The following is a 15,009-nucleotide window of genomic DNA, read 5'->3' as shown; positions in this document are numbered from 1 at the left end:
CCCTGTACTCAAGCGGCAGCTTCGGCGACCTTGCGCGGCGGCGGTGTGGGGTGCAGCCAGTTCGCCAGCAGGTGCGTCGACAGCGGAATGAACCAGAAAACCATCAAGGGCGTGAGGGCCAGGGTGCTGACCAGTATGCGTGGGGCCAGGTCCAATTCGTTGAGCAGCGGCCCAAGGACGAAGTTGAACAGCAGCGACACCGGGAAAAACGCCAGCCAGATCGCCACAGCCTGTTTCCAGCGCGGCGGCCGTGCGCCCACGGCGCCGAACCAGCCATCGATGCCACTGACGCGATGCTCGGACGGGTCGGCGAACAGCTCGCTGCCACGGCTCAACCAGGCACTGCGCGAGGCGGAAAACTCCCAGGCATGCAGGGTTTTTTCGTCGGCAAAGCGGAAGATGATTTGAAATTCGTCGTCATTGGGCGGCGGTGCCAGTACACCGGATCCCAGGTAACCGGGGAAGTCAGTGGCCAATTGCTCGCCTTCGCGCAGCCAGGCCATCAACTCTTCATAGCGCCCTTTGGCCACGCGGCGCGCAACCATCAGGGTGACAGGGGAGGTAGACATCGTGTATCTCCAAATAATCAGGTGCGCTGAGCCGGGTAGGCGGCGCACGAAGGTGGCGGCCGGGTAGGCCATCACCTGAAAAACAGGCAAGGATTATTCCTGTTTTGCAAAATTACGCCAGTGACATTGGTCAGAAGGGGGCGGGCCTTGAAAAGGACAAGTAGAAAGGCGTTAAATGGGATCCAAATCTACACGGATGTTTTTGATCCCCGATGCCTGAAATTACTGCTCCTGTTCACGAAATCGCCCATGGCAGCCTTGCCGATTCCAGCGAGCTTTTTCCGATTCGTGAAGTCTCGAGATTGACAGGTGTCAATCCGGTCACCTTGCGAGCCTGGGAGCGACGGTATGGTCTGATTCAGCCCGCGCGCACCGAAAGTGGGCATCGCCTCTACTCCAGGACCGATATTGAGACCGTCAACAGGATCCTCGATTGGATTGAGCGCGGTGTTGCGGTAAGCAAGGTCGGCAAAATCCTCGCACGCGATGATCAGCAAGCCGATGTGGTTCGCGCCGAGCGAGACTCGGTCGAGGACACGCAATGGCAAGCGCGGTTGAGACAGGCCATCAGTGCCTTCGATGATCGCGCCCTTGAACACGTGTACGGTCAGTTGTCAGCGACCTGTGCGCTGAGTGTGGCGTTTCAAGACATCCTCATGCCCCTTTGGTACGACTTGCTGCGGCATCAAGGCCGTTTCGGCCAAGCCAGCGAGTGGTTATTTTTTGATGCTTTCCTGCGTGAGCAAGCCTGGCTGCGCTTGCAACTGGGCAGCGGCTCGCCCGGGTCCCGGGTCTTGCTGGCGGCGTTGCCCGGCGAATGCCGTAAGTTGGAATTGCTGGTGGCGGCGCTATTGGTCGGTCGGCAGGATCTGCCCATGAAGGTGCTGGAAGTGGGCCAGCCCCTGGACGAACTGACATTGGTCTGTGAAAAAATCCGGCCCCAGGCGCTCGTCATCTTCTCTAACCATTCACACAACCATGAGCTGGCCGAGCGCCTGAGTCGCTTGGCGATGACGCTCGATTGCCCACTGTTTCTGGCGGGCGCCGCATCTGACTTCGCTGAAAAAGACCTGGCAGGTTCCTCGGTCGGTTGCCTGGGCAGCGATGGGCTGGTGATGCAGCGCCGCTTGCAGCAGTTTCTGAGTGGGCAGCTGGATACCTGAGCTCAGGCGTGTACGTGCGGATGAACCAGGCGGTGCTGGTGCAGGATGAACTGGCGCAGCCGCTCGATCTCATCGGCATCACTTTGGCTCAAGCGGTAGGCGAATAAGCCGCGTGCCGTTTCCCGCTCCAGCGTGCCGCGCAAGGCAATGCGTTCGTAGCCGGAAGGGCTGAACCACAGGGAAAAGGTTTTCGGCGGTTTGACCCGGCCACGAATCTCAACCAGCACGCCTTTGAATGACACCTCGTGAACCCATAACGCGGCAGGGTTGCCCTTGACGTTTTCCAGTGCCACCGGGGTTTCGAGGGCCAGGCGCCACGGCCGGATCATCGGGCCGTCTTCAAAAATGCTCGGCACACCCAGGCGCAGATGCACTGCGTGAAACTCGTCTTCGACCAAGTGCAGCGGGAACGTGAGTTGCTGGTTATCGAACTGCGCCTGGATAGTGACATGGTCGTGAGCGGCCAAGCGCGTGAGCAAATCCCGAATCTGTGCACCGCCGTTGACCGTCAGGCTCGACCACGCATCCCGCAGGTTGAGCTGCGGGTTGTGTTGCATGTCCTGGATAAAATCCAGTTCGTCCTGCGTCAGTAGCGCGTCGCGGTGCATTGATGTAGCTCAACGATGAGACATTAAAAAGCCATTATCGCTCTAAAGACCGTATTTTTTACACTTTGTTAATTCCGCTCGTCGCTTTGAGCGCCGCCAACTCGCCTTTGAGCTCGGCCACCTGTGCTTCCAGCTGGGCCGCGCGTAGTTGTGCTTTGACCTGCGCGGTGACGTCTTTTTGCACGCCCACAAAATAGGTCTGCTTGTCGGCTTCGTTGTAAACCGTCGACAGCGATAGCTCGTTCCAGAACGCAGTGCCGTCCTTGCGGTAATTGCGCAGGATCTCCCGGCACGAACCGCCGTTGTCGAGGGCTTCACGAATCGCCATCAAGGCTGGCTGGTCGCGGTCGCCCGCCTGCAGGAAGCGGCAATCCTGATACAGGATGTCGTCCAGTGCATAGCCGGTCATGCGCTCGAAGGCCGGGTTAACGTAGATCAGCGGCTTGTCTTTGCCTTCGCGTTCGGCGACGACGATGCCGTCGTTGGAGGCGTTGATGACCAGTTGCATCAGTTTGGCGTTAATCATAGAGCGGTCCATGGCTTGTTTTTAGAGATTGCAGTGTATGGCATGCCCTGAATGTTGCGCGGCATGCGCCGAAATATTTGCGCCAGCTGCTAACATCCCACGCTTTGGCTCAACTACAGGATCAGATTGATGAAAGTCGCCATCCTTTCCGGCTCGGTCTACGGCACCGCTGAAGAAGTCGCCCGCCACGCCGCCGGCATCCTCGACGCGGCCGGTTTTGAAGCCTGGCACAACCCGCGCGCCACCTTGGCCGATGTGCAGGCCTTTGCTCCCGACGCTTTTCTGGCGGTGACGTCCACCACCGGCATGGGCGAGTTGCCTGACAACCTGCAACCCCTGTATTCGAGCATTCGCGACCAACTCCCCGCCGCCTGGCGCGGGCTGCCCGGTGCCGTCATCGGGTTGGGTGATGCCAGCTACGGCGACACCTTCTGCGGCGGCGGCGAGCAAATGCGCGAGTTGTTCGGCGAGTTGGGCGTGCGCGAAGTGCTGTCGATGCTGCGCCTGGACGCCAGCGAAAGCGTCACTCCGGAAGCCGATGCCGAACCGTGGCTGGCCGAGCTGGTCACTGCACTGCGCGGTTGACCGGGAATTCGCGCAGCAGCGCCAACCAGGCCTGGGCGGCTTTGGACAAATAAGCGCCCTCACGCCAGATAAAGGCAATGTCCCAGCGTAAAAAGTCCGGCGCCTTGAGTGTCAGGCGCACCACGCCCGGTCGCACCAACCCACGGGCGACCACGCTGGGCAACAGCACCACGCCCTGACCGGCCGCGACCAGAGCGACGAGAAAATCCGCCTGGCCGCTGCGGCCGATCTCCTTCGGCGTAAAGCCCAATTGCTGACAGGCCTGCATCAGTCGGTCATTGAGCACAAAACTGCGTTGGTACATCAGGAAGGGCGTGTCCGCCAGTTCCTCCAGGCGCACCTGGGCATTGTCAGCCAGTGGATGATCCATCGGCAGCAAGGCATCCAGCGGCTCGTCGCAAAAGGGTTGCCAGGCAAAGGCCGGATCACTGGGCATCAGCGTGCCACCCACGTCCAGCTCCCCACTGAGAATCGCCTGCTCGATCGTGCGGGTGCCGCCTTCGAGCAATTGGATGGTGACCTTGGGGTAACGCCTGCGGTATTCGGCAAACAGCCCGGCAAACAGAGTGTCGCCCGCCAACAACGGCAAGCCCAGGCGCAGCTCGCCACGGGCCAGTTGCTGCATATCATCCAGCTCGCTGAGCAGCTCTGTTTGCAGGCGCAACATGGCTTCGGCGCGCTGCAACACTACCTCGCCGGCGGCCGTCAGGCGAATGTGCGAGCCCGTGCGTTCCAGCAACGGCGTACCGAGGCTCTGCTCCAACTGGGCCACCTGCTTGCTCACGGCCGATTGGCTGATGTGCAAGGTTTTACCGGCCTGGGTAAAGCCGCCCCGGTGGATCACTTCGACAAAACTGCGCAGCTGTTTGAATTCCATGGGCCTGATTCCAGTTTGGAATAGTTGGCAGTCTAACAATTCGCTGTGGGGATGGGAGGGGCGTCTTTAAACTGAGCGCCTGCGAGGATCAACGCTTATGAACCGTTTCAGCTTCAAACATATCGCCCGCCTGCTGATTGAGCTGGTGGTGCTGCTGGCTATCTATTTTCTGGGCACCCAGCTTGCCGTGTGGTTGGCGTGGCCGATACCGGGTGGCGTAGTGGGCTTGGGCCTGTTGCTGGCGACATTTGCCACCGGCCTGGTCAAGCCGGCCGCGCTGCAACTGGGCGCCGGGGTGTTGATGGCAGAGATGCTGCTGTTTTTTATCCCCGCGCTGATGAGCCTGCTTGATTACGGCGGCCTGGTGCGCAACGACGGCTGGCGCATCCTGCTGGTGATCGGCTTCAGCACACTGTCGGTGATGCTGGTGACGGCGTTTACCGTAGAGATGGTCTGCCGCTGGAGCATGCGCCGTGAAGCTTGAGTTGATGCCAGTGTTCTGGCTCGCCCTGACCTTGGGCGCCTATATCTTCAGCCGCTGGATCTATCGCCGCACCGGGCGCTACGTGCTGTCGCCCCTGATCCTCGTGCCGGCGCTGCTGCTGGCGGTGGCCGCGCCGATGCACACCGCCTACGCCGAATATGCCGCCGACACCCATTGGCTGATGCTGGTGCTGGGCCCGGTCACCGTGGCGTTTGCGGTGCCGATCTGGCAACAACGCCGCTTGCTGGCGCGTCATTGGTCGGCGTTGCTGCTGGGTATGGTCGCCGGCAGTGCGGCCTCTATCGGCACCTCGTTCGGGCTGGCCAAAGCGCTGGCATTGAACAGCTCGGTGACGATGTCGCTGTTGCCGCGCTCGATCACCACGCCGTTTGCCATGCCGGTTTCCTCTGACCTGGGCGGTGTGCCGGAACTCACCGCTGTGTTTGTGATGTTCACCGGCGTGTTCGGCGCCATGCTCGGCGGCGTGCTGCTCAAGTGGTTACCGTTGCGCACACCCCTGGCGCGTGGCGCGTTGTTTGGTGTGGGCGCCCATGGCGCGGGCGTCAGCCGGGCGCGGGAAGTGGGCGGTGAAGAAGGCTCGGTCGCGGGCCTGGTGATGGTGTTGACGGGCTTGCTCAACCTGTTCGCCGTGCCTTTATTGGCGGCGCTTCTCTGACGCGGCGCCCACTGACTTCAACTATTCTTGTTACTGACTCGTTCGGTCATCAAGCTGGCTGCGAAGGCGACTACTTGCGCGATGGCGTCTGACTAGACTGGCCCTCCACCCAAAAAAACAATAAGAAAATGCGCCAAGGAGGTCGTTGCCGTGAGCCTAGCCCCCGTTCTATCGCCACAGAATGTCAAAGACCAGGTCAGCGCTGCCGAATGGCAAGCCCGTGTCGACTTGGCCGCCTGTTATCGCCTGGTCGCGCTGCATGGCTGGGATGACCTGATCTTCACGCATATTTCGGCCAAGGTGCCGGGCACCGATGATTTTCTGATCAACCCTTACGGGCTGATGTTTCACGAGATCACGGCGTCGAGCCTGGTCAAGGTCGACCAGGCCGGCAACAAGCTGATGAACAGCCCCTACGAGATCAACCCCGCGGGCTATACCATCCACAGCGCCATCCATGAAGTGCGCCACGATGTGGCATGCGTGATACACACCCACACGCCCGCCGGTGTTGCCGTTTCGGCGCAGAAGCAGGGCGTGTTGCCGATCAGCCAGCAATCGTTGTTCGTGCTCTCAAGCCTGGCCTATCACGCCTACGAAGGCGTGGCGCTGAACCATGAGGAAAAGGCGCGCTTGCAGGCGGACCTGGGCCAAAGCAATTTTCTGATGCTGCACAACCACGGCTTGCTGACCTGCGGCGGTACCATCGCCGACACCTTCCTGATGATGTTTACCTTCCAGCGCGCGTGCGATATCCAGGTGCTGGCGCAAAACGGCGCGGCTGAGTTGATTGCCATCGAACCGCAGATTCTTTCCGGGGCCAAGGCCATGGTGGCAGCGGTCACCAAGAGCGCCCAGGGCATGGGCGGCGCGCTGGCCTGGCCGGCGCTGCTGCGTAAATTGGACCTGCAAGATCCCGGGTATAAAAGCTGATGCCACTCGCCGAAATCCCGCTCAGAGCCTGGCGCAAACGCGCCCAGGAATTCGTCTTCCGTGGTCGCACGATCCGTTACTGGGTGGCCGGGCAGGGCGAGCCCCTGCTGTTGATTCACGGCTTCCCCACGGCGAGTTGGGACTGGCACTACCTGTGGCAGCCGCTGGCCCAGCGCAACCTGGTGATTGCCTGCGACATGCTGGGGTTCGGCGATTCGGACAAGCCGGTGGATCACGACTATTGCCTGTTGGAACAGGCCGATCTGCAGCAGGCGCTGCTTGACCACCTGCGCGTAGAGCAACCGGTGCATGTGTTGGCCCATGACTATGGCGACAGCGTCGCCCAGGAATTACTCGCCCGTCATTACGAAGGCCGTTTTCAGATGGCCAGTTGCGTATTCCTCAACGGCGGGCTGTTCCCGGAAACCCATCGCCCGGCGCTGGTGCAAAAACTGCTGCTCAGCCCGCTTGGCTGGATGATCGGCCGAGCCTTCGGGCGCAATGCCTTGTCGAACAGCTTCAGTCAGATTTTTGGTCCGAATACGCGGCCCAGTGAAAGCGCGCTGGATGATTTCTGGAGCCTGATCAAGTGCAATGACGGCACGCGCATCCTGCACAAACTGATTGCCTACATTCCCCAGCGCCGCCGCTTGCGGGAGCGCTGGGTGGACGCGTTGCAGCGCGGCGAGGTGCCGTTGCGCGTCATCGACGGCGAAGTCGACCCGATCTCCGGTGTGCATATGGTGGAGCGTTATCACCAGTTGGTGCCGCACGCCGACACGGTGTTGCTGGCCAATATCGGCCACTACCCGCAGATAGAAGCGCCGGTGCTGGTGCTCAAGCATTACCTGGCGTTTCGCGAGCGCCTCGGCCAGCCCGCGCCACGAGTGGCCTATTCCTGAGCCACCTGTTGTGGCGAGCGGGCTTGCCCCGCGTTGGGGCGCGAAGCGGCCCTAAAACCTGCCACCGCGATACACCAGACACTCTGCAGTAACCTTATCGGGGCGGCTTCGCCACCCAACGCGGGGCAAGCCCGCTCGCCACAACAGGCTCGCTCGCCACTGAGAAGGCGATGCCCTGCGAAAACCTGGGCCGCACAATCATCCCGCTGCCTTATCGAGCACCATTCAGCCTCGGCCGACTTTATTGTGACCAGAGGCTGTGTGCCTGACACTCATGCCATTCCCATTGTCGCCAGCGGAGTTCGGTATGAGTGAGTCAGTGCAGTTCCAGGATAAGGTCGTGATCGTCACCGGTGCCGGCGGCGGGTTGGGCCGGGCGCATGCGCTGCTGTTCGCCCGACACGGGGCCAAGGTGCTGGTCAACGACCTTGGCGGTTCCACCCAGGGCGAGGGCGCCAACGCCTCGGCTGCCGATCGCGTGGTCGCCGAGATCCGCGAAGCAGGTGGCATTGCCGAAGCCAACCATGACTCCGTCACCGACGGTGACAAAATCGTGCAGCACGCGCTCGATGCATTCGGCCGCATCGATGTGGTGGTGAACAACGCCGGCATCCTGCGCGACAAGACGTTCCACAAAATGGACGACGGCGACTGGGACCTGGTGTATCGGGTGCATGTCGAAGGTGCCTACAAAGTGACCCGCGCCGCCTGGCCGCATTTGCGTGAGCAAGGCTATGGTCGGGTGATTTTCACCGCGTCCACTTCGGGCATCTATGGCAACTTCGGCCAATCCAACTACGGCATGGCCAAGCTGGGCTTGTACGGTTTGACCCGCACCCTGGCGCTGGAAGGGCGCAAGAACAATATCCTGGTCAACGCCATCGCCCCCACCGGCGGCACGCGCATGACCGAAGGCCTGATCCCGCCGCAAGTGTTCGACCGCCTCAAGCCGGAGCTGGTCAGCCCGTTGGTGGTGTACCTGGGCAGCGAGGCGTGCCAGGAAACCTCGGGCCTGTTTGAAGTGGGCGGCGGCTGGATCGGCAAGACCCGCTGGGAGCGCAGCCTGGGTGTGGGGTTTGACCCCGAAGCCGGGTTCTCACCCGATGATGTGGCCGCGCATTGGGCGCAGATCTGCGACTTCGAAGGCGCCGCGCACCCCAAGGACAACATCGAGGCATTGAAGGAGATGATGGCCAACTTGCAGAAATTCAGCCTCTGATCGTTGCTGGAACACTATCCAATACTGCGGGGCGCTGATGGCGCCCCGTTTTTGTTCAGGCATAAAAAAGGCCGCTGCAAAGGCAGCGGCCGAAGTAAGACGTTGGATCAAGGAGCGACAAATCAACGTCAGTTAACACGGGTAACAGATTGAATAAATTAGCCAATCCGTCGAAATTCAGCTGTTCTCCCCAGGTTGGGAGCGGGCCGTTTGCCCTTAGAGCGAGGTAAGAATAGTCGGTTGTAACAAATTGAGTAATAGCGGTTCGAGACAAGGACTGTTACAAAATTGGCAACAGTCGCTGCGCATGCCATCCATTCCCCTGATAACGCGCTATCTACCCCAGTCATGGCCCGGTCAAAACCCCGGCCAGAGCGGCTGCTAATCCTTTCGAGCGACACTGCGAATACCCCTTTGGTGCGCTTATCGCTCCTCGCGGGCGGCAGTAGGGTGGGGCCTTCTGTCACTCACCGGGGAAGACGCATGACAAAAACAACAATGCGCGCCATCTTCACGCCACAGGCGCTCGCCGCGGCGGTTGCACTGGGCTGCTGCGCTCAGGCACAGGCTGTTTCGTTCAACATTGGCGAGATCGAAGGGCAATTCGATTCTTCGCTGTCGGTCGGCGCCAGTTGGGGCATGCGCGATGCCGACAAAAAGCTGGTGGGCATTCCCAATGGCGGCACGGGGCAGGCCTCCACCGGGGATGACGGGCGGCTCAACTTCAAGAAGGGTGAAACCTTCTCCAAGATTTTCAAAGGCATTCACGACCTAGAGCTCAAGTACGGCGACAGCGGCGTGTTTGTGCGCGGCAAGTACTGGTACGACTTCGAACTGCAGGACGAAGACCGCGAGTTCAAGCAGATCAGCAATAACCATCGCGACGAAGGCGCGCGGTCGTCCGGCTATGAGCTGCTGGATGCCTTCGTCTATCACAACTATTCGATTGGCGACCTGCCCGGCAACGTGCGCGTCGGCAAGCAAGTTGTCAGCTGGGGCGAAAGCACATTCATCGGTAACTCGATCAACAGCATCAACCCGATCGACGTGTCAGCCTTTCGTCGCCCTGGTGCCGAAATCAAGGAAGGCCTGATCCCGGTGAACATGCTGTTCGCGTCCCAGAGCCTCACCAATCAGATGTCGGTGGAAGGTTTCTACCAGTTGAACTGGGAAAACACCGTGGTGGACAACTGCGGCACTTTCTTTGGCAACGACGTGGTTGCTCACGGCTGCAACAACAACTACACCGTCGGCAGCCCGGCAATTGCGCCGCTGCAACCGGTGGCCGCCGCGTTCGGCCAGGGCTTTCAAGTCACCCGCGAAGGCGTGGTGGTGCAGCGTGCCAAAGACCGCGAAGCCCGTGATGGCGGGCAGTTCGGTGCGGCCTTGCGCTGGCTCGGCGATGACACCGAGTACGGCCTGTACTTCATGAATTACCACAGCCGCACGCCCACCGTGGGCACCATTACCGCCAACACCAACCTGGCCACCATCGGGCGTATCGCGGCCACCGCCAACGCCATCGCGCCCGGCAGCGGCTCGGGCCTGGCCCAGAGCACCATGCTCGGTCGTGGCCAGTACTACCTCGACTACCCGGAAGACATTCGCCTGTACGGTGCCAGTTTCTCCACCACCTTGCCCACCGGCACGGCGTGGACCGGCGAGATCAGCTACCGCCCGAATGCGCCGGTGCAGCTCAACACCACCGACCTGACGCTGGCGCTGGTCAACCCGATTGCCGGCCAGACCGCCTCGCCGATCCGCAGCTCGTTCGGCTCGGATAACTCAGGCTACCGCCGCAAGGAAATCACCCAGATCCAAAGCACCATGACCCAGTTCTTCGATCAGGTACTGGGCGCCGAACGCCTGACGTTGGTGGGCGAGGCGGCCTACGTGCACGTCGGCGGTCTGGAGGCCAAAACCAAACTGCGCTACGGCCGCGACTCGGTGTATGGCGCCTATGGTTTCGGCGGCGATACCGACGGCTTCGTCACCGCCAATTCCTGGGGTTATCGCGCCCGCGCAATCCTGGATTACAACAACGTGTTTGCCGGGGTGAACCTCAAGCCCAACCTGTCCTGGTCCCATGACGTCAGCGGCTATGGGCCGAACGGGATATTCAACGAAGGCGCCAAAGCGATCAGCGTCGGTGTGGACGCGGATTACCGCAACACCTACACCGCGAGCCTGAGCTACACCGACTTTTTCGGCGGCGACTACAACACCCTCACCGACCGCGACTTTATCGCCCTCAGCTTCGGCGTGAACTTCTGATCTGGTTTAAGGAAGGACAAGAACCTATGCGTAAGATATTTGCAGTGATGGCCCTGAGTGTGCTGGCCGCCCACGTCATGGCGGCGGTGTCGCCCGAAGAAGCCGCCAAGCTTGGCACCACCCTGACGCCGGTCGGCGCTGAAAAAGCCGGCAACGCCGACGGCTCGATCCCGGCCTGGACCGGCGGCATCCCCAAAAATGCCGGCGCGGTGGACAGCAAGGGGTTTCTGGCCGACCCGTTTGCCAATGAAAAACCGCTGTTCGTGATCACCGCCGCCACGGTCGACAAGTACAAAGACAAGCTTTCCGACGGCCAGGTGGCGATGTTCAAGCGCTACCCCGAAACCTACAAGATCCCGGTGTACCCGACCCACCGCACGGTCAAACTGCCACCGGAGATCTACGAGTCGATCAAGCGCAGCGCATTGAACGTGCACGCGATCAACGACGGCAATGGCCTGGAGAATTTCACCGGCAACCGCTACTACGCTTTCCCGATTCCGAAGAATGGCGTGGAAGTGTTGTGGAACCACATCACCCGTTACCACGGCGGCAACCTCAAGCGCATCATCACCCAGGCCACCCCGCAAACGAACGGCAGCTACACGCCGATCCGTTTCGAGGAAGAAGTGGCGGTGCCGCAAGCCATCCCGGACATCGATCAGGCCAAGGCGGCCAACGTGCTGAGCTTCTTCAAGCAATCGGTGACCGCCCCGGCACGTCTGGCGGGCAACGTGCTGTTGGTGCACGAGACGCTTGATCAGGTGAAAGAGCCACGCCTGGCCTGGATCTACAACGCCGGCCAGCGCCGGGTGCGCCGCGCGCCGCAAGTCTCCTATGACGGCCCGGGCACCGCCTCCGACGGCCTGCGCACCACCGATAACTTCGACATGTTCTCCGGCGCGCCGAATCGCTATGACTGGAAGCTGGTCGGCAAAAAAGAGGTCTACATCCCCTACAACAGCTACAAGCTCGATTCGCCGACCCTCAAGTACGACGACATCATCAAGGCCGGGCACATCAACCAGGACCTGACCCGTTATGAGCTGCACCGCGTGTGGGAAGTGATCGGCACCGTCAAGCCGAGCGAGCGGCACATCTACGCCAAACGCCACATGTACATCGACGAAGACAGCTGGCAGGTCGCGCTGGTTGATCACTACGACGGCCGTGGCCAACTGTGGCGGGTAGCCGAGGGCCACGCGCAGTTCTACTACGACCATCAGGTGCCGGCCTACACCGTGGAAACGCTGTACGACATCATCGCCGGGCGCTACATCGCGCTGGGGATGAAAAACGAGGAGAAGAGCAGCTTTGTGTTCGGCTTTGCGGCCAAGGCGGCGGATTACACCCCGGCAGCATTGAGGTCTGAGGGCGTGCGCTGATCTTCAATTGCAATGCGATCACCCTGTGGGAGCCGGCAAGCCAGCTCCCACATTGACCGGGTTCCACTTTATGGAGGAGTGGAATCCCGGGTTTTGTGCATGGCTACCAATCACCCCGCTGAATACTTCTTCAACAACCGCCGACCACAGGACTAGGGTAGGCGCCAGGTTGCATAACAATAAAAAGCAGGATGCAGCAATGACCGCCATGACACGCTGCCTGGACCGTCCTGGATTCATGCCACGGCTGTCCGCTCATCATCTGTTGCGCCCGCGCCTGGCCGGGCCTTTGCTGGCGGCGTCGGTCAGGGTGAAGCTGCTCTGCGCGCCCGGTGGCAGTGGCAAGAGCGCGTTGCTCGCCGAGTGTGCGTTGCAGGCGCCGGCGGAGTGTCAGGTGTATTGGCTGGCGCTCAATGGCGCCGTGCTCAGCCCCGATGATTTTTGCGCGCGGTTGGCGCTACACCTCGGTTTGTCGTTTGTCGACGAAGCCACCTTGTTGCTCGACCTCAGCCGCTGGCACAGCCCGGCGTGGATATTTCTCGACGATTTCTGCCGCCTGCCGGCCCCCGAACTGGACGCCTTGCTCGACCGTTTGCTGAGCGCCGCCAGCCCGGCGCTGACTTGGTGGCTGGGCGCCCGGCGGCGCCCGCTGTGCAACTGGCCGCGTCTGCTGCTCGACGATGAGTTGCTGGAATGCAGTGAGTTGATGTTCAACCCGGCGGAAATCCAGCAACTGCTCGGGCCCACGCACACCGTCGACAGCGTGATGCAGTTCAGCGGCGGTTGGTGCGCCGGCGTGCGCATCGCCTTGCTCGGTGACGGGCACCCGGACAAAACCTTGCTCGACTACCTGCAACACGAACTCTTCGGCACCTTGCCCGCCGAGCTGGCGGAGACCTGGCGCGTGTTGGCGCATATGCCGCGCTTCAACCCGGGCCTGTGTGAGCACCTGTTCGGCTTTGGTGACGGCGATCACTACCTGCGCGACCTGCAAGCGCTGGGCGCATTTATCCAGCCGTGGGAGGACACCACCGATTGGCTGCAAATTTTTGAGCCACTGGCGCAACTGATCCGCGATGAGCCCTGGCCGGCCAAGCGCTCCTGGCATCGTCGCGCCTGCCAATGGTTCACCGCGCAGCAGGACTGGCAGGCCGCCTTTGAACAGGCGCTGCTGGCCGAAGCCTACGAGGTGGCGGTAAGTCTGTTGCAGCACTTCAGTTTTGAAGACTTGTTCCGTCAGCACAACGCCGTGCTGCTGTTGCGTCTGCATGAGCAGCATGGCGATGAATTGATGCTTGGCTCGGCGCAACTGGTGGGGCTGGTCACGGCGGCGTTGCTGTTTGCCGGACGCTTCGACCAGGCAGCCTTGTGTATCGATCAATTGGCGCGGTTCGCCCCGCAACCGACGGCGGCGCAACAGCGTTATCTGTTGGCCCGCTGGCAGGCGCAATGGGGCTGGCTGTTGCACTTGAGCGGCGATGCCCAGCGCTCCCGCGAGCATTTTCTCGAAGCGCTGCAAGCCTTGCCCGACAGTGCCTGGACCTCGCGCCTGATGTGCCTTTCGGGCCTGACCCAGCAAGCCCTGCTGCGCGGTGAACTGGACGTGGGCCAGGCCTTGAACCGCGAAGCCCTGTGCCTGGCGCGTGCACAGGGTTCGTTGGTGCTGGAGGCATTGCTGGAGCTGGATCACGCGCAACTGCTGGAACAACGCGGCGCGCCCTATCGGGCACAAAGCCTGTTGGAGCAGGTGCAGGCGATGCTGATGGGGCAGCGGCTCAAGGCCGGCCCGCTGGTGGGGCGGATTGCTTTGCGGCGCGGGCATCTTGCGTTGCGTCAAGGGCAGGATGCGCTGGCCACCGAGTGCTTTGAGGCCGGGTTGGAAATGTGCCTGCACAGCCAGGACAAACGCGTGCTGTACGGGTTTCTCGGCCTGGCGCTGCTGGCAGCGAACCGAGGCGATTACGCCCAGGCGTTCATCCAGCTGCGTGAAGCCGAGCGCTTGATGCAGCAACGCCAGGTACCGGACACGGTGTATCGCGCGGTGCTGCTGTTGGTCAGCGGGCATTTCTGGTTGCAGCAGGGCCGCGCCGAATTGACGCTGGAAGCGGTGCGCCGGGTGCTGCGCCACTTTCGCGGGCCCGGTGCCAAGCAGGCGCCGCCGGCCACGCTGGAACTGATCCCGCGCCTGGAGTACTTGCTGGTGCTGGCCGAAGTGAAGCTGGGCTGTGCCGAGCAGCCGATTGCACGGCTCAATGATTTGCTCGACACCACTCGGCAGCGCGGCATGCTGTGCCTGGAGACCGAGTTGCAACTGGTGCTGGGCGAGGTGGCCTGGCAGCTCGGCGATCCGCTGTTGGCTCGTCGGGCCCTGGAGGCAGGGCTGGCGCTGGCCGGGCGCTGCCAGGTGCAGCAGGCGATTCGCGAACTGCGGTTGCGCTCGCCAGGGCTATTGAGTGAACTGGGCCTGGAGGCGCAGGCGGCGCCCAGCGGCGTGGCGGAAAACCCTCTGAGCCAGCGCGAGCTGCAAGTGCTGCAATTGATCGCACTGGGCAACTCCAACCTGGAAATCGCCGACCGGCTGTTTATCTCGTTGCACACCGTCAAGACTCACGCGCGGCGCATCCACAGCAAGCTCGGCGTGGAGCGGCGCACCCAGGCGGTGGCGAAAGCCAAGACATTGGGGTTGATGGCGTAGGCAGCGGGGTCTACATAGCGTTGGAATGACGTCTCACGCTTTCGTGGCAAGCCCGCTCGCCACGGGAGTGGTGCGGCTGGTGGGGTTGTGTTTAGGCGTGGAGGGCTTGGCGG

14 protein-coding genes are annotated in these 15,009 nt (G+C 61.7%); 10 read left to right on the top strand and 4 right to left on the bottom strand.

What is annotated here, in order from left to right:
* Positions 1-8: 8 nt before the first annotated feature.
* On the bottom strand, positions 9-569 hold the full coding sequence (locus L8K08_RS26455; protein ID WP_242201111.1) for an antibiotic biosynthesis monooxygenase: 561 nt from the start codon (positions 567-569) through the stop codon (positions 9-11).
* A 212-nt stretch (positions 570-781) separates the two neighbouring features.
* On the opposite strand from L8K08_RS26455, the gene L8K08_RS26450 reads away from it, so the two are divergent.
* On the top strand, positions 782-1,732 hold the full coding sequence (locus L8K08_RS26450; protein ID WP_242201109.1) for a MerR family transcriptional regulator: 951 nt from the start codon (positions 782-784) through the stop codon (positions 1,730-1,732).
* 2 nt (positions 1,733-1,734) lie between these two features.
* On the opposite strand, the gene L8K08_RS26445 is transcribed toward L8K08_RS26450, so the two are convergent.
* Positions 1,735-2,340, bottom strand: a complete 606-nt coding sequence (locus tag L8K08_RS26445) for a hypothetical protein (RefSeq protein WP_145164307.1) — start codon at positions 2,338-2,340, stop codon at positions 1,735-1,737.
* A 58-nt stretch (positions 2,341-2,398) separates the two neighbouring features.
* On the bottom strand, positions 2,399-2,866 hold the full coding sequence (locus L8K08_RS26440; RefSeq protein ID WP_242201107.1) for a PAS domain-containing protein: 468 nt from the start codon (positions 2,864-2,866) through the stop codon (positions 2,399-2,401).
* A gap of 129 nt (positions 2,867-2,995) precedes the next feature.
* On the opposite strand from L8K08_RS26440, the gene L8K08_RS26435 reads away from it, so the two are divergent.
* Positions 2,996-3,451, top strand: a complete 456-nt coding sequence (locus L8K08_RS26435; protein WP_242201105.1) for a flavodoxin — start codon at positions 2,996-2,998, stop codon at positions 3,449-3,451.
* Here the strand turns inward: L8K08_RS26435 and L8K08_RS26430 are convergent.
* The gene (locus L8K08_RS26430) at positions 3,432-4,328 is read right to left on the bottom strand and encodes a LysR family transcriptional regulator (protein ID WP_242201103.1); all 897 of its coding nucleotides are present in this window, start codon (positions 4,326-4,328) and stop codon (positions 3,432-3,434) included. The genes L8K08_RS26435 and L8K08_RS26430 overlap by 20 nt on opposite strands.
* A 97-nt stretch (positions 4,329-4,425) precedes the next feature.
* Between L8K08_RS26430 and L8K08_RS26425 the strand changes: the two genes are divergently transcribed.
* The 8 genes from L8K08_RS26425 to L8K08_RS26390 all read left to right on the top strand — a co-directional run bounded on the left by L8K08_RS26425 (position 4,426) and on the right by L8K08_RS26390 (position 14,896).
* A complete protein-coding gene (locus tag L8K08_RS26425) occupies positions 4,426-4,812 on the top strand; it encodes a CidA/LrgA family protein (protein ID WP_119736732.1) in 387 nt (128 codons plus the stop codon).
* The gene (locus tag L8K08_RS26420; RefSeq protein WP_145164299.1) at positions 4,802-5,488 is read left to right on the top strand and encodes an LrgB family protein; all 687 of its coding nucleotides are present in this window, start codon (positions 4,802-4,804) and stop codon (positions 5,486-5,488) included. The genes L8K08_RS26425 and L8K08_RS26420 overlap by 11 nt, the downstream gene beginning before the upstream one ends.
* A 150-nt stretch (positions 5,489-5,638) precedes the next feature.
* Positions 5,639-6,421 carry a class II aldolase/adducin family protein gene (locus L8K08_RS26415; RefSeq protein WP_242201101.1) on the top strand — a complete coding sequence of 261 codons (783 nt, stop codon included), beginning with the start codon at positions 5,639-5,641 and terminating at the stop codon, positions 6,419-6,421.
* A complete protein-coding gene (locus L8K08_RS26410) occupies positions 6,421-7,323 on the top strand; it encodes an alpha/beta hydrolase (RefSeq protein WP_145164295.1) in 903 nt (300 codons plus the stop codon). The genes L8K08_RS26415 and L8K08_RS26410 overlap by 1 nt, the downstream gene beginning before the upstream one ends.
* Positions 7,324-7,630: 307 nt before the next feature.
* Complete coding sequence (locus tag L8K08_RS26405) at positions 7,631-8,542, top strand: SDR family oxidoreductase (RefSeq protein ID WP_145164293.1); 912 nt, start codon at positions 7,631-7,633, stop codon at positions 8,540-8,542.
* A 483-nt stretch (positions 8,543-9,025) separates the two neighbouring features.
* Positions 9,026-10,816 carry a DUF1302 domain-containing protein gene (locus L8K08_RS26400; protein WP_242201099.1) on the top strand — a complete coding sequence of 597 codons (1,791 nt, stop codon included), beginning with the start codon at positions 9,026-9,028 and terminating at the stop codon, positions 10,814-10,816.
* 26 nt (positions 10,817-10,842) lie between these two features.
* Positions 10,843-12,201 carry a DUF1329 domain-containing protein gene (locus L8K08_RS26395; RefSeq protein WP_242201096.1) on the top strand — a complete coding sequence of 453 codons (1,359 nt, stop codon included), beginning with the start codon at positions 10,843-10,845 and terminating at the stop codon, positions 12,199-12,201.
* Between the two features lie 199 nt (positions 12,202-12,400).
* The gene (locus tag L8K08_RS26390) at positions 12,401-14,896 is read left to right on the top strand and encodes a LuxR C-terminal-related transcriptional regulator (RefSeq protein ID WP_242201095.1); all 2,496 of its coding nucleotides are present in this window, start codon (positions 12,401-12,403) and stop codon (positions 14,894-14,896) included.
* The last annotated feature ends 113 nt before the right edge of the window (positions 14,897-15,009 follow it).

This window comes from Pseudomonas sp. TREG-RG-20F-10-E-6-01 (genome assembly GCF_022662455.1).
GTDB lineage: Bacteria > Pseudomonadota > Gammaproteobacteria > Pseudomonadales > Pseudomonadaceae > Aquipseudomonas.
The sequence above is the reverse complement of the archived record's forward strand: the minus strand, read 5'-3'. Positions and strand labels throughout refer to the sequence as shown.

Bases quoted from the DNA above. Each gene is read 5' to 3' on its own strand.
- L8K08_RS26455 (WP_242201111.1), bottom strand. From the start codon at position 569: ATGTCTACCTCCCCTGTCACCCTGATGGTTGCGCGCCGCGTGGCCAAA.
- L8K08_RS26450 (WP_242201109.1), top strand. From the start codon at position 782: ATGCCTGAAATTACTGCTCCTGTTCACGAAATCGCCCATGGCAGCCTT.
- L8K08_RS26445 (WP_145164307.1), bottom strand. From the start codon at position 2,340: ATGCACCGCGACGCGCTACTGACGCAGGACGAACTGGATTTTATCCAG.
- L8K08_RS26440 (WP_242201107.1), bottom strand. From the start codon at position 2,866: ATGATTAACGCCAAACTGATGCAACTGGTCATCAACGCCTCCAACGAC.
- L8K08_RS26435 (WP_242201105.1), top strand. From the start codon at position 2,996: ATGAAAGTCGCCATCCTTTCCGGCTCGGTCTACGGCACCGCTGAAGAA.
- L8K08_RS26430 (WP_242201103.1), bottom strand. From the start codon at position 4,328: ATGGAATTCAAACAGCTGCGCAGTTTTGTCGAAGTGATCCACCGGGGC.
- L8K08_RS26425 (WP_119736732.1), top strand. From the start codon at position 4,426: ATGAACCGTTTCAGCTTCAAACATATCGCCCGCCTGCTGATTGAGCTG.
- L8K08_RS26410 (WP_145164295.1), top strand. From the start codon at position 6,421: ATGCCACTCGCCGAAATCCCGCTCAGAGCCTGGCGCAAACGCGCCCAG.
- L8K08_RS26405 (WP_145164293.1), top strand. From the start codon at position 7,631: ATGAGTGAGTCAGTGCAGTTCCAGGATAAGGTCGTGATCGTCACCGGT.
- L8K08_RS26400 (WP_242201099.1), top strand. From the start codon at position 9,026: ATGACAAAAACAACAATGCGCGCCATCTTCACGCCACAGGCGCTCGCC.
- L8K08_RS26395 (WP_242201096.1), top strand. From the start codon at position 10,843: ATGCGTAAGATATTTGCAGTGATGGCCCTGAGTGTGCTGGCCGCCCAC.
- L8K08_RS26390 (WP_242201095.1), top strand. From the start codon at position 12,401: ATGACCGCCATGACACGCTGCCTGGACCGTCCTGGATTCATGCCACGG.